14 protein-coding genes and 1 tRNA gene are annotated in these 13,317 nt (G+C 34.7%); 8 read left to right on the top strand and 7 right to left on the bottom strand.

Annotation, left to right across the window (positions count from 1 at the left end):
• The 4 genes from FPB0191_RS00405 to FPB0191_RS00390 all read left to right on the top strand — a co-directional run bounded on the left by FPB0191_RS00405 (nt 1) and on the right by FPB0191_RS00390 (nt 3,232).
• Nucleotides 1-77, top strand: a tRNA-Pro gene (locus tag FPB0191_RS00405).
• Nucleotides 78-355: 278 nt separating this feature from the next.
• Complete coding sequence (locus tag FPB0191_RS00400; RefSeq protein WP_039103229.1) at nt 356-1,615, top strand: oligosaccharide MFS transporter; 1,260 nt, start codon at nt 356-358, stop codon at nt 1,613-1,615.
• Between the two features lie 68 nt (nt 1,616-1,683).
• Nucleotides 1,684-2,802 (top strand): glycoside hydrolase family 172 protein, encoded by a 1,119-nt coding sequence (locus FPB0191_RS00395; RefSeq protein ID WP_039103228.1) that lies wholly within the window; start codon nt 1,684-1,686, stop codon nt 2,800-2,802.
• 163 nt (nt 2,803-2,965) lie between these two features.
• Nucleotides 2,966-3,232 (top strand): PTS sugar transporter subunit IIB, encoded by a 267-nt coding sequence (locus tag FPB0191_RS00390; RefSeq protein WP_039103227.1) that lies wholly within the window; start codon nt 2,966-2,968, stop codon nt 3,230-3,232.
• Between the two features lie 61 nt (nt 3,233-3,293).
• Here FPB0191_RS00390 and FPB0191_RS00385 read toward each other — a convergent pair whose 3' ends face one another.
• The 3 genes from FPB0191_RS00385 to dnaK form a co-directional block, all read right to left on the bottom strand.
• Nucleotides 3,294-4,292 (bottom strand): LacI family DNA-binding transcriptional regulator, encoded by a 999-nt coding sequence (locus FPB0191_RS00385; protein ID WP_039103226.1) that lies wholly within the window; start codon nt 4,290-4,292, stop codon nt 3,294-3,296.
• A gap of 194 nt (nt 4,293-4,486) precedes the next feature.
• On the bottom strand, nt 4,487-5,620 hold the full coding sequence (gene dnaJ, locus FPB0191_RS00380) for a molecular chaperone DnaJ (protein WP_039103225.1): 1,134 nt from the start codon (nt 5,618-5,620) through the stop codon (nt 4,487-4,489).
• 257 nt (nt 5,621-5,877) lie between these two features.
• Nucleotides 5,878-7,791 (bottom strand): molecular chaperone DnaK, encoded by a 1,914-nt coding sequence (dnaK, locus tag FPB0191_RS00375; protein WP_039103224.1) that lies wholly within the window; start codon nt 7,789-7,791, stop codon nt 5,878-5,880.
• A 234-nt stretch (nt 7,792-8,025) separates the two neighbouring features.
• Between dnaK and satP the strand changes: the two genes are divergently transcribed.
• Entirely contained in the window at nt 8,026-8,604 is a 579-nt protein-coding gene (gene satP, locus FPB0191_RS00370) for an acetate uptake transporter (RefSeq protein WP_039103222.1), read from the top strand.
• A gap of 93 nt (nt 8,605-8,697) precedes the next feature.
• Here satP and grcA read toward each other — a convergent pair whose 3' ends face one another.
• Nucleotides 8,698-9,081, bottom strand: coding sequence for an autonomous glycyl radical cofactor GrcA (gene grcA, locus FPB0191_RS00365; protein ID WP_039103220.1), 384 nt, complete (start codon nt 9,079-9,081; stop codon nt 8,698-8,700).
• Between the two features lie 250 nt (nt 9,082-9,331).
• Here grcA and ung point away from each other — a divergent pair, with 250 nt between their 5' ends.
• Entirely contained in the window at nt 9,332-10,024 is a 693-nt protein-coding gene (gene ung, locus FPB0191_RS00360; protein ID WP_039103218.1) for a uracil-DNA glycosylase, read from the top strand.
• Nucleotides 10,025-10,101: 77 nt separating this feature from the next.
• On the opposite strand, the gene tusC is transcribed toward ung, so the two are convergent.
• From tusC to fkpA, 3 genes are read right to left on the bottom strand one after another with little or no spacing between them, the layout of a single operon-like run.
• Nucleotides 10,102-10,455 (bottom strand): sulfurtransferase complex subunit TusC, encoded by a 354-nt coding sequence (tusC, locus tag FPB0191_RS00355; RefSeq protein WP_039103216.1) that lies wholly within the window; start codon nt 10,453-10,455, stop codon nt 10,102-10,104.
• A gap of 23 nt (nt 10,456-10,478) precedes the next feature.
• The gene (gene tusD, locus FPB0191_RS00350) at nt 10,479-10,862 is read right to left on the bottom strand and encodes a sulfurtransferase complex subunit TusD (protein WP_039103214.1); all 384 of its coding nucleotides are present in this window, start codon (nt 10,860-10,862) and stop codon (nt 10,479-10,481) included.
• Nucleotides 10,863-10,871: 9 nt separating this feature from the next.
• Nucleotides 10,872-11,690 carry an FKBP-type peptidyl-prolyl cis-trans isomerase gene (gene fkpA / locus FPB0191_RS00345; RefSeq protein WP_039103213.1) on the bottom strand — a complete coding sequence of 273 codons (819 nt, stop codon included), beginning with the start codon at nt 11,688-11,690 and terminating at the stop codon, nt 10,872-10,874.
• 293 nt (nt 11,691-11,983) lie between these two features.
• On the opposite strand from fkpA, the gene fabZ reads away from it, so the two are divergent.
• Nucleotides 11,984-12,430 (top strand): 3-hydroxyacyl-ACP dehydratase FabZ, encoded by a 447-nt coding sequence (gene fabZ / locus FPB0191_RS00340; protein WP_039103211.1) that lies wholly within the window; start codon nt 11,984-11,986, stop codon nt 12,428-12,430.
• Between the two features lie 29 nt (nt 12,431-12,459).
• The gene (lpxA, locus tag FPB0191_RS00335) at nt 12,460-13,251 is read left to right on the top strand and encodes an acyl-ACP--UDP-N-acetylglucosamine O-acyltransferase (protein WP_039103209.1); all 792 of its coding nucleotides are present in this window, start codon (nt 12,460-12,462) and stop codon (nt 13,249-13,251) included.
• Nucleotides 13,252-13,317 lie beyond the last annotated feature (66 nt).

Here is a 13,317-nt window from a genome sequence, read left to right as displayed (position 1 = left end):
CGGCGAGTAGCGCAGCTTGGTAGCGCAACTGGTTTGGGACCAGTGGGTCGGAGGTTCGAATCCTCTCTCGCCGACCAATCAATAAAGAAACCGCTTATTTAGCGGTTTTTTTGTATCAAAAATTCGAGTATCTCATCAACATCAACATCGTATTATGATCTCAATACTATCATTGTTCCCATCATCACTAACATTAAATCATTATTTTTCAAAAATCTGGGCATCCATTTTTACAAAATGGACAGTTCTAATTTAAAAATTTACGTGATCATCCTCTCATTTATGAAAGTTTAGGTTTCAAGCTAAAAATTTAGCTAATTAGCCTAAATTTACATTCCTTTGATGGAGCATAAAAATGAGTACTGCATTCTATAAAAATACCAACTATTGGTTTTCATCTTCGTACAGTATGGTCTATTATGCGGCAGGAAGTTTAGTCTTTTCCTTTTACGCAATTTGGCTAAGCGAAAAAATTGGTTTAACAGCAAAACAAACCGGTATTGTCTACTCTTTCAATTATTTTATTGCTTTAATAATTATGTTCTTTTATGGCGTAACTCAAGATAAATTAGTGTTACGCAAGCACTTAGTTTGGTTTCAAAGTTTGATCATTACAGGTGCTGCACCATTTCTGATATATGTTTATGAGCCTCTACTTCAATCTCACTTTTATCTTGGTGTTATCTCGGGCAGTATTTATTTAGGTCTGGGTTGGATAGCCGGCATGGGATTAATCGATTCCTATTGTGAGAAGATTAGTCGAGCATTTGGTTTTGAATTCGGACAAGCAAGAACTTGGGGTTGTATCGCATACGCAATTGGTACTTTTGTTGCGGGTATCCTAATTTCAAAAAATCCTCATCTTAACTTCTGGGCTGCATCAGTCGTAGGGATATTTTTTATCATCTTAAATATTTTTTATAAGCCCGATTTCAATAAGGCTAATCTATCGATGATAAAAGTTAATGAACCACTAAAAATGAGCGAAATTGTTACGGTATTTGGGTTAAAAGACTTTTGGATTTTTGTGGTTTATGTTCTTGGAACTTATAGTTTATATAACATCTATGATCAACAGCTTTTCCCGGTCTATTTTACAAATTTATTTGGTACGGAAGGGGCAGGTTATGAAATATATGGTATGTTAAATTCATTGCAAGTATTTCTTGAAGCGGCTGTAATGTTTACCGTGCCATTTATCGTTAATAAAGTTGGTGCTAAAAATGCGCTTATCTTTGCCGCCTGCGTATCGGCAGCTCGAATATTGATGACGGGTTATGCTGAGTCCATTGTTTTTATTTCAATTATTAAATTAATGCATTGTCTTGAGATTACTACTGTTTTAGTCGCGGTCTTTAAATATATTGCTATCAACTTTGACAAACGTTTATCAGCCACTGTTTTCTTAGTCGGTTATCAGGTCGCAGGTTCAGTTGGTGTGATTTTATTCTCAACATTAGCAGGAGATTTTTACGATGCTAATGGACCCGCTGAAACATTTAAAGGCTTAGGACTAATTGTCGTACTATTCATGGTTTTTGCAATCATCTTTTTAAATAGTGAAAAGAAAAGCATGCTGCGACTTCAAAATCGCATAAAAGATACTGACGAATAGCTTTGTATTCAACCCGTTAATACATTACTAAATTTACAATATTCAAAATTTAAATATGAGGTACAACAATGAATTTACTTAATTCGGTCACCAAATTTCATCATGAACAAACTCGAACTATATCACCAGAAAATAGAACTGGAGAAAAAGGACAATCATGCATGGCAGCTAGCCATCTTGGTCCTTGCCGTAAAGGTAGTGGTTTTATCCGTATAAAAAGTGGCGAAAGTGTCACGATTGCCGATATAAAAGGACCAGCAGAAATTCGACACATGTGGTTTACCTTAACAGATAAAACAATACGCGGTAGTTTTGTATTACGCGATGTAGTGATTCGTATTTATTGGGATGATGAAACCGTTCCATCAGTTGAATCGCCTATCGGTGATTTCTTCTGCAATGGTTTTGGAGCACGTTGTGATATAAACTCACTACCAATTGTTGTTAATCCTACGGGTGGATTTAATAGCTATTTTAGAATGCCATTCAACAAATCAGCTAAAATTGTGATAACTAATGAACATGAAGCAGATCTGGAACATTTCTTCTTTGCAATTAACTATGCTTTAATGCCACAACCATTTATAGACCCTCTGTATTTCCATGCTCAATGGCGACGTCAACGTGTTACAACCCCTGCCATAGATTATGTTATATTAGATAACATTAAAGGCCATGGGTATTATGTAGGGACATATCTTGCACTGACCGCATTGGAACGTTATTGGTGGGGAGAAGGCGAATTTAAATTTTATTTAGATGGAGATTCAGATTATCCTACTCAACACTCTACTGGTTCGGAAGACTATTTTGGCGGTGCTTGGGCATTTCACCATCGAGATGAAAAAGGACGAGCCTCTGCACAATGTTTCCAAACCTTATTTGTCGGTTATCCTTGGCAAACTAATCGCGATCATACCCGTGATTATTTCCAAACAGGCGATGCAAATCCTGTACACGGATTTGGTGATGATGCGCTACCTATGCATGGACTTTACCGCTGGCATTTACCTGATCCAATTGCTTTCCATAATGATATCAAAGTTACATTTCAACAAATTGGCAACGATGATATTCACTTATATGAAAGACAGGACGACATCGCGACAGTGGCTTATTGGTATCAAAATCCAACACAAAATACCAATCCAGTATTTCCAACACAACAACAACGATTACCGCGTTAGATGATAGCTATAAGATAAGTTATATTTGTAAAATCAATATAGGGTTATCGTGAGATGCCCTATATTGTAAACAGAAACAAAATTCGCATTATGAGAAATTTGATTTAATATGAATGTCATCATTTAAAAGCAAAATAGACAATTTAAAAAAGGGGTTAGCATTATGGCCAAAGGTTATTTAAAAATGGTACTTGAACTTGTTTCACTCTTAGGTGGTGCTGAAAATATTAATTTCGTGACTCACTGTGCAACACGTTTAAGAGTTGATGTGAAAGACAGTAAATTAGTTCATAAAGATAAAATTGCAAATTTAGAGTCTGTAGCCAACGTATCGCAAACTGAGGATGGAAAATGTAACATTGTTACCGATCAGGATAAACTTGAAGAGGTATTTAGTGAATTAAAACAAACCTTAGATCATAAAAAATAGTTGAGATAAATTCACTAATCATATTTGAAGTCTAACGCTATGATATAAAAATCGTTTTATATTATTGCTGATTATAATAAATCGTTCGGGGTTTAATATAAGTTAATTGCTGTTTAAGTTGTTTTCTCTCAATTAAAGATTGAATACTTCTGAAACAGATTTTAACCATATTATCATAATTTTGTGCAATAATATCGACGTCATAGCATAGTAAATTATGATATAAGTTATAGTCATAAGAACACAAATAAATGTCCTGACGTTTAACTTGTTGTTGTTTTAAATATAACAAAACCCCTTCTAATAAATTGCCAGAGGGTGTAAATATTGCTTTAGGTATACGACCAAGTGTTGCAACAAGCTTTTCAGTAAGATAATAACCGATATTTTCTTGATATTGTTCACATAAAATCCAATCCGAATTAATAGTTAACCCTGCCTGTTGAATACCTTGCTTAAAACCAATTAACCGTTCATTGATTGTTGATAATTGACTATCTGCGGCTAAAAAATAAAACTCACCTAACACCTTAGCTTTTTTAGCTACTAAATCAGCAACAGATTGGATAGATTCACTTGTTACACAAGGTATATTACTATTATGAATATAACGGTCATAAAATAACACTGGCGTTTCTTCTTGGATTTGCTTATAAAAGTTATCGTCTATTAATGAAGTGATAGTAATAATTCCGTCAACTTTTCTTTGCAGTAGATTTTGAGCCGATGTAATTTCTTGTGTAGAATCGTAATGACTGCAAGCAATTAATAATTGAATACCTTTCTGACTAGCAATAGTCTCTAATTTATGTAAAAACAGCGAGAAACTAATATTCGACATATCCGGCACGATTACCCCAATTGTTTTTGTACGAGTAGCTTTAATAATCGCTCGCTGTATATTGGGTTGATGTTGATATTGCCGAGCAATATTAATCACTTTCAAACGAGTGTGGTCAGAGATTCTGTGTCTATCAACATTACCATTAAAGATATGACTAACGGTTGTTGTCGATACACCAGCCATTTTTGCAATGTCTTTAAATTTTATTTTTTTCATATCTTATTGATAAATGAATATTGAAGAATTCAGTCAATAATGAGCTTATAACATACTTTTATGTTAACGAGTAATCAATATTATTGATTTGAAGTTAATTTAGTTAAACAAAGTTACTTTTATGCCTAAAAATTTATAAGCCATAAAAAAAACCGACAAAATAATTGTCGGTTTTGACAAGAAATAATAGTCAATTATCCAAAAAATTTCTTCACTTTATCAAAGAAACTCTTTTCTTTCGGACTATGTTTAGAACCTTTATCACCTTTTAAACTATCGGCTAATTCTTTTAACAATTCTTTTTGTCGATTGGTAAGATTAACAGGTGTTTCAACTACAACATGACAGTATAAATCACCCATTGTACTACCTCGCAGAGATTTAACGCCTTTACCTTTTAGGCGGAAAACTTTACCTGTTTGCGTTTCTGCCGGTATAGTCAAACTAACCTTACCATTTAAGGTTGGAACTTCTACATCGCCACCTAATGATGCTAATGCAATATTAATCGGGATTTCACAATGTAAATTAACGCCATCACGTTCAAATATAGAATGCTGACGAACTTGCACTTGAACATATAAGTCACCCGCTTGAGCGCCATTTCTGCCCGCTTCACCCTCGCCAGCTAAACGAATTCGGTTACCCGTATCAACCCCTGCAGGAATGGTAACGGATAATGTTTTAGTTTTCTGAATTCGACCTTCACCATGACATTTTTTACAAGGGTTTTTAATGCTCTTACCCGAACCGTGACATGTTGGACACTCTTGTTGAACAGCAAAGAATCCTTGTCGCATTTGAACTACGCCACTACCGTGACAAGTACTACAAGTGCTAATATCTGATGAATTTTCTGCACCTTTACCGTGACAAACATTACAAACTACAGCTGTTGGAACCTTAATTTCTTTAGTCACTCCAGCTGCTGCTTCTTCTAATGTTAACGTAATATTATATTGTAAATCGTTACCACGTGTATCAGCCTGCGCTCTACCGCGACCTCGACCACCACCAAAAAATTCACTAAAAATATCACCAAAGGCATCGCCGAAATCAGCACTACCATTAAAACCACCGAAACCGCCAGCACCACCGTTTTCAAATGCAGCATGCCCATACTGATCATAAGCAGCTTTCTTTTGTGGATCGGTCAAGATTTCATATGCTTCTTTGACTTCTTTAAATTTCTCTTCTGCTTCTGCTTTATTATCCTGATTTTTATCCGGATGATATTTCATCGCTAAGCGCTTATAAGCTTTCTTTATTTCACGCTCATCAGCACTCTTGTTGACGCCTAAAATTTCATAATAATCTCTCTTTGCCATATTAACCCTTACTTTAATTCAAATTATTTTTAAGTGCCTAACTAAAATTGGTTAAAACAAGCAAAACATTTGTTCTTTAAGCACTCAATTACCGATTAAGAGCTATTAACTAATTAGTATGAGTTAGAACACTTCATCTAATCAAACGAAATAAACTCATTCATTAAAACAACTAAACGGGCTTGAGTTACCTCTTACCCGTTTTAATTACTTACTTCAAGCTCTTTGAAGTAACTGATGAATTATCAAATAACTCATTATTTATTATCATCAACTTCTTTAAAGTCTGCATCAACAACATCATCTTCAGGCTTACTGCTGTTAGCAGCACCTTCAGTTGCTTGTTGTGCTTGGGCTTGTTGTTGTGCAATATCAAGCAATTTTTTAGAGGCTTCAACAACAGCTTGAATCTTCGCTTCAATTTCAGCTTTATCTTCACCACGTGCTGCAACTTCTAAAGCACTTACTGCATCTTCAATCGCTTTTTTGTCATCAGCAGTTAGTTGATCGCCAGCATCTGTCACTTGTTTACGTGTACTATGAACAAGATGATCCGCTTGGTTACGAACTTGAGCTAACTCTTCAAATTTACGGTCTGCTTCAGCGTTAACTTCTGCATCATGAACCATTTTTTGAATTTCTTCTTCACTTAAGCCAGATGAAGCTTTAATAGTGATATTTTGTTCACGGCCTGTATTTTTATCTTTTGCTGATACATGTAAAATACCGTCAGCATCAATATCAAAAGTTACTTCAATTTGTGGCATACCGCGTGGTGCTGCTTGAATACCGTCAAGATTAAATTGACCTAAAGATTTATTATCTCCAGCACGTTTACGTTCACCCTGTAACACATGAATCGTTACTGCTGATTGATTATCTTCAGCTGTTGAGAATACTTGGCTATGTTTAGTTGGAATAGTAGTATTCTTCTCAATAAGTGGAGTCATCACACCACCCATAGTTTCAATACCTAATGATAATGGTGTTACGTCAAGCAATAATACATCTTTAACATCACCACCTAAAACACCACCTTGTACAGCTGCACCTACAGCTACAGCTTCATCTGGGTTAACATCTTTACGAGGTTCTTTACCAAAGAAGTCAGCAACGGCTTTTTGTACCATTGGCATACGAGTTTGACCACCAACAAGAATGACGTCTTGAATATCAGAAACAGACAAACCTGCATCTTTTAATGCTGTTTTTACTGGTTCCATAGAGCGTTTTACTAAATCTTCAACTAATGATTCTAATTTAGCACGCGTTACTTTAATATTTAAGTGTTTAGGACCTGATGCATCAGCTGTAATATATGGTAAATTAATATCAGTTTGTTGTGCTGATGATAATTCAATCTTAGCTTTTTCAGCCGCTTCTTTTAAACGTTGCATTGCTAAAGGATCATTTTTTAGATCAACGCCTTGTTCACGTTTAAACTCTTCTACTAAATAATTAATCAAGCGAGAGTCAAAGTCTTCACCACCTAAGTGTGTATCACCATTAGTTGCTAATACTTCAAATGTTTTTTCACCATCTACATCATCAATTTCGATAATTGAGATATCAAATGTACCACCACCAAGGTCATACACAGCAATTGTTCTGTTACCAACATCTTTATCTAAACCATATGCTAATGCTGCAGCTGTTGGTTCATTAATAATACGTTTAACATCTAATCCAGCGATACGACCTGCATCTTTAGTTGCCTGACGTTGTGCATCATTAAAATAAGCAGGTACAGTAATAACGGCTTCAGTTACCGGTTCACCAAGATAATCTTCAGCTGTCTTCTTCATTTTTTTCAATACTTCAGCAGAGATTTGTGGTGGCGCAATTTTTTGACCTTTTATATCTACCCAAGCATCACCATTGTCTGCTTTAACAATTTTATATGGCATGATCCCAACATCACGTTGAACTTCAGCATCTTCATAACGACGACCGATTAAACGTTTAATTGCAAATAATGTATTTTGTGGATTGGTTACAGCCTGACGTTTAGCTGGTTGACCAACTAATATTTCATTATCTTGTGTATATGCAATAATCGATGGAGTGGTGCGATCGCCTTCTGCATTTTCTAATACTCGAGCTTGTCCATTGTCCATAACTGCAACACATGAATTTGTTGTACCTAAATCAATACCAATAATTTTACCCATAATAATCTTCTCCTAAAATCCTATCATATATTCCTTATATATAAGGCCGAAATATATTTTTTCAAGACCTTAAAATTCACAAGGAATTACTCGTTTTCATTAAAATGGGAGCATTGCTGTTAATATCAAGGGGTAAATGTAAATTTTTTTTCCTTCTTACTTGATTGAGCGAAATACTCACCGTATTATTAGCACGCTTTAAACATTAATCGCACTTATATATGTAGGATTTTTATGGAAAATATTAAATTTGCTAACCCTGGTCCACTAGGTTTAATGGGATTTGGGATGACCACTGTTTTATTAAATATTCATAATGCTGGATTCTTTCCTGCAACGACTGCTATTGTAGCTATGGGTATTTTTTATGGTGGCTTAGCACAAGTTATCGCTGGAATTTTAGAATTTCGTAAAGGAAATACGTTTGGAACTACCGCATTTACGTCTTATGGATTCTTCTGGATTGCATTAGTCGGAATATGGTATTTACCAACTTCAGCCGCAACAGCGACTACCGATAAAACCTTTTTAGGTATCTTTTTAGCATTATGGGGTATTTTTACTGCATTTATGTTTATCGGTACACTAAAAGCCAATAAAGCTTTACAATTTGTCTTTGGTAGTTTGACTATATTATTTGCTTTACTTGCTATTGGTAATATCTGTGAAAATCATACCATTATTAATATTGCTGGTTTTGAAGGTATCATCTGTGGTGCTAGTGCTATTTATTTAGCTATGGCCGAAGTATTAAATGAACAATATGGCCGCACCATATTACCGATTGGAGCACCTAAAGGTTCACATCACTAAGCAATTAAGTGTTATAAATTATAATATTTACTTTTTAATAGATAAAAAATAACCCAGTCAAACTGGGTTATTTACTTTCACAAACAGAAACAATTACATGTTAGTAGTAAAAGTACGAGAAATTACATCACGTTGTTGTTCAGGTGTTAAAGAATTAAAACGTACTGCATAACCTGAAACACGGATAGTTAATTGTGGATATTTTTCTGGGTGCTTAACCGCATCTTCCAAAGTTTCACGACGTAGAACATTCACGTTTAAATGTTGACCACCTTCTACTTTAATAGTAGGAGCGACATCTAAAGGAATTTCACGATATTCGAAATTTCCAAGTTCCGCTTTAGGTAATATTTGATCTTCTTTGTAAACAGATTTAGCCGCTACACAGCGTGCTTCGTTAGTTGTATCATCTAATAACCAGAAAGAATTTTGAAGAGCACTATTTTCTGCTTTTGTAATTTGAATACCTGTAATCATTTTAAACCCTCCTTCCGAGCTTAATCAATTTCCTTAGAATAACTAGGGATACTATAGCACTTATTTTTTTTGATTTAAATCAAAAAATGCTATTAATATGATAATTATTTCCTTTATTAAGTTTTTAGGATTTCAATGTATTGCTAGCATAATAATAATTGCTATCATGTAATCCCTGATATCATTAGGATTATTGGTAATTTTAGGTATAATTAAAACATGAAGTACTAAAGAGAATTTAAAGTAAATTATGGCTAATCAATTAACTTGGCATGATGTAATTGGAGTAGAAAAAGAAAAAGCATATTTCCAACATATTATGCAATTTGTCTCTCAAGAACGCGAAAGTGGTAAAACTATTTATCCACCACAAAAAGATGTGTTTAATGCTTTTCGATTCACTCCATTTTCGAATATCAAAGTCGTTATTTTAGGGCAAGATCCCTACCATGGTCCTCATCAAGCACATGGGCTATCATTTTCAGTATTACCTGGAATAAAACCACCACCTTCACTGCAAAACATGTATAAAGAGTTAGCTACCAATATTCCTAACTTCCATATCCCTAACCACGGTTATTTAGGATATTGGGCGGAACAAGGCGTATTATTACTTAATAATGTACTAACTGTTCAGGCGGGGCAAGCACATTCCCATGCGAAAATCGGTTGGGAAAAGTTCACCGATCATGTTATTGATGCAATTAACCAAAAACTCTCGGGTATTATTTTCCTATTATGGGGTTCACCAGCTCAGAATAAAGGGCAATTTATTGATCGGCAAAAACATCATGTTCTAACATCTGTTCACCCTTCGCCTTTATCGGCTCATCGAGGTTTTTTTGGTTGCCAACATTTTGCAAAGGCAAATGAAATATTAACACAACAAGGGAAAACACCCATTGATTGGCAACCTCGTTTACCAGAAGAAATGAGTAAATAATTACACAAAGAGAACAAGAAAAATAAATATGATATTATTAACATCATATTACATAGGTGAATTAAATTACCTATGATTTAGATATTTATAATAGCATCATGTTTAGATAGTAATTTTGCCATCTCAATTTTAGTCATGGCTTGTGCGTCAATGACTAACTCACTTGCGGTTATATTTAATGCAAGCAGAGCATCGGCACAAACATAAACGTTTGTAATATCATAAAGTGATAACATTGAGAACGTTGAGATATAATCTCTCATTAAAATCTTATCTGGCTGTTGATTTTTCAATAAATTTATCACGCCAGAATTGATAAAAAAAACAGAAATTTGATTAATGTCCGATAGAGCCAACGCGAGATCTAAAGTTTCACGTCCGCAGCTGGTTCCGTGTGGCGGATGATTAAAGATTATGGCTATATTCTTCAAAACGCTCACCATTCATTTATAGATTAAAATTGAATAAATCTATCACTGTTAGCAATTGATTCACTTAGATCTCCAAGACCAACACATTGGAACTGTGAACCAACATTATTTTTACCCTGTTCATTTATCACGCCTCTACGTTGAGCGGCAGCAATACAGACAAATAAAGGCACATCATAGTCCCTCGATAACTCCTGCCAAGCATTGACAATATCAAATTCATCATTTGCCGGGCTGACAAAATAATTTGCATTTAAAGTTCCATCAGCATAAAAGAAAATGGATCGAATATGGTGAGATGTATTAGCTAATAAAGATTGACAAAATTGGTAAGCACAAAATGATGATTGGGCCCCATAAGCAGAACCCGTAACCATAATGGTATAGTTTAAAATCTGACTATCCATTTTATTAAATTATTGGTTGTTAGAAGACGATTCGTTTTGATTATCAATACCTAATAATTCAACTTCGAATACTAACGTTGATGCTGGTGGAATCTCAGCTTTCCCATCAAATGAAGGGATTTTCTCATCACCATAAGCTAACTCAGGCGGTATAACTAATTTAATTTTACCACCGACACCAATTAATTGAAGACCTTCTTTATAACCTTTAATTACACTATTAAGAGGGAAAGTAGCTGCTTCACCACGGTCATAGGAACTGTCAAATTTTTGCCCATCAACTAATGTACCAACATAATGAACAATTACAGTTTCATTATTAGTCGGGTGTGGTCCCTTACCTTCATCAATAATTTGATATAATAAACCAGAATCCGTTTTTTTCACGTCACTTTTTGCTGCAAATTCTTTACGGAATTGATCACCGGCTTTAATGCTAGCCGCTTTGTCTGCTTCAAAACTTTCTGCTGCTTCTTTTTCGAGGCGCTCATTCAATCCTTTAAGAATTGTTTTAATTTGATCTTCTTTATATTGTGATTTATTAGCTAAAGCATCACTAAAACCTTTACTAATTTGATTGTGATCTAGAATGATTTTGTTATATTCTAGGTTTTCTCTTAGATTTGTACCCATTGATACGCCAATTGCATAAGCTTCGGCTTTCTGATCATATTCAACATTAGAATTTTGTTGTTGATCATTTGCTGCTGTAGTGACTTCGGTAGCTGGTTGTGGTTGTGATTTTGTTTCGGTTTTTTTATCATCACACCCAGTTAACGCAAGCACAATCGCGCCGCTAATCAATGTCATTTTTAATAATGATTTCATCTAAATTTCTCCAAAGATTAAACTGTAAATTTACTTCGATAATAAAGCTAAGCGTGCTCATTATATATAATTATTTTGTTGATAGTACCTATTTTACAATATAGTTATTGATATTTTCCATTAAACTTAATATAAGTTAACTAATTTGATTATAATATTTATCGCAAAATTACTTAAATAGCATTTCATACTAGTTCATTTAATCTAAATATTAAATTGAAACGATTCCCCCAACCCGTAACATAAGTTATAATATATTATGTATAACTTTGAATTAAAAAAGGATGAAAATTTTGAGTACCGAACTAAATTCTCTCGATATTGAAGAAATTATACGTCTATTACCTCATCGCTTCCCATTCCTAATGGTTGATCGCGTAGTAAGTTATGAAAAAGGTAAAACACTTCGCGCAATTAAAAATGTATCCGTTAATGAACCTTTTTTCCAAGGTCATTTCCCGAATAAACCTGTTTTCCCTGGTGTTTTGATTTTAGAGGCAATGGCTCAAGCAACCGGTATTTTAGCGTTTAAGAGTATTCAAGAACTTACACCTGGACAACTATATTATTTCGCGTCAATTGATAAAGCTCGTTTTAAACGCCCTGTAATACCCGGCGATCAAATGATTCTGGATGTAACTTATGTAAAAGAACGCCGTGGTATTGCATTATTTCATGGTGTTGCTACTGTCGATGGTCAGCTAGTGTGTGAAGCTGAAATGATGTGTGCACGTAAATAGAGTTGATAATACCAATTTAAGGAAAGTTTATGGCAATCGACAAATCAGCGATAATCCATCCAAGTTCAATTATCGAAGATGGAGCGATTATAGGTTCCAACGTTAAGATTGGTCCATTTTGTTATATTGGTGCAAACGTTGAAATCGGTGCTGGCACGGAATTAAAGTCTCATGTAGTGATTAACGGCTACACCAAAATAGGTCAGGATAACAAAATTTATCAATTTGCTTCCATCGGTGAAGATAACCAAGATTTGAAATATCAAGGCGAACCAACGCGTACGGAAATAGGTGATCGAAACCGAATACGTGAAAGCGTGACAATTCATCGAGGTACTGTACAAGGCAGTAATGTCACACGTATAGGCAGTGATAATCTGTTAATGATTAATGCTCATATTGCTCATGATTGTCAAATCGGCGATCACTGTATTCTAGCCAATAATGCTACATTAGGTGGTCATGTACAAATTGATGATTATGTTATTATTGGTGGTATGACTGCAGTTCATCAATTCTGTGTCATCGGTTCACATGCTATGATTGGCGGTTGTTCTGGTGTTGCTCAGGATGTGCCACCTTATTTTATCGCTCAAGGTAACCATGCTACTCCTTATGGTGTTAATCTTGTTGGCTTAAAACGTCGTGGTTTTAGTAAAGAAGCTTTACAAGCTATTAATAACAGCTACAAAGCTTTATATCGTAATGGTTTATCTTTTGAAGAAGCAAAAAACAATATTGACCAAATCGCACAATCTCATCCTGAAGTAAAACTATTTATTGATTTTTTTGCACGTTCAACTCGCGGCATCATTCGTTAAAAAATATAGAGGCAAACCTTAATATTGCCTCTTCTCCAATAAAATTTTAATAAGCTATTTAAAAAA

It is taken from the genome of Frischella perrara, assembly GCF_000807275.1.
Classification (GTDB): Bacteria; Pseudomonadota; Gammaproteobacteria; order Enterobacterales; family Orbaceae; genus Frischella; species Frischella perrara.
Note: the sequence above shows the minus strand (reverse complement) of the source record. Positions and strands in the feature narration are given on the sequence as shown.

What these genes read in the sequence shown, in the direction of transcription:
- FPB0191_RS00400 (WP_039103229.1), top strand. Translation starts at nt 356, where the DNA reads ATGAGTACTGCATTCTATAAAAATACCAACTATTGGTTTTCATCTTCG.
- FPB0191_RS00395 (WP_039103228.1), top strand. Translation starts at nt 1,684, where the DNA reads ATGAATTTACTTAATTCGGTCACCAAATTTCATCATGAACAAACTCGA.
- FPB0191_RS00390 (WP_039103227.1), top strand. Translation starts at nt 2,966, where the DNA reads ATGGCCAAAGGTTATTTAAAAATGGTACTTGAACTTGTTTCACTCTTA.
- FPB0191_RS00385 (WP_039103226.1), bottom strand. Translation starts at nt 4,292, where the DNA reads ATGAAAAAAATAAAATTTAAAGACATTGCAAAAATGGCTGGTGTATCG.
- dnaJ (WP_039103225.1), bottom strand. Translation starts at nt 5,620, where the DNA reads ATGGCAAAGAGAGATTATTATGAAATTTTAGGCGTCAACAAGAGTGCT.
- dnaK (WP_039103224.1), bottom strand. Translation starts at nt 7,791, where the DNA reads ATGGGTAAAATTATTGGTATTGATTTAGGTACAACAAATTCATGTGTT.
- satP (WP_039103222.1), top strand. Translation starts at nt 8,026, where the DNA reads ATGGAAAATATTAAATTTGCTAACCCTGGTCCACTAGGTTTAATGGGA.
- grcA (WP_039103220.1), bottom strand. Translation starts at nt 9,081, where the DNA reads ATGATTACAGGTATTCAAATTACAAAAGCAGAAAATAGTGCTCTTCAA.
- ung (WP_039103218.1), top strand. Translation starts at nt 9,332, where the DNA reads ATGGCTAATCAATTAACTTGGCATGATGTAATTGGAGTAGAAAAAGAA.
- tusD (WP_039103214.1), bottom strand. Translation starts at nt 10,862, where the DNA reads ATGGATAGTCAGATTTTAAACTATACCATTATGGTTACGGGTTCTGCT.
- fkpA (WP_039103213.1), bottom strand. Translation starts at nt 11,690, where the DNA reads ATGAAATCATTATTAAAAATGACATTGATTAGCGGCGCGATTGTGCTT.
- lpxA (WP_039103209.1), top strand. Translation starts at nt 12,460, where the DNA reads ATGGCAATCGACAAATCAGCGATAATCCATCCAAGTTCAATTATCGAA.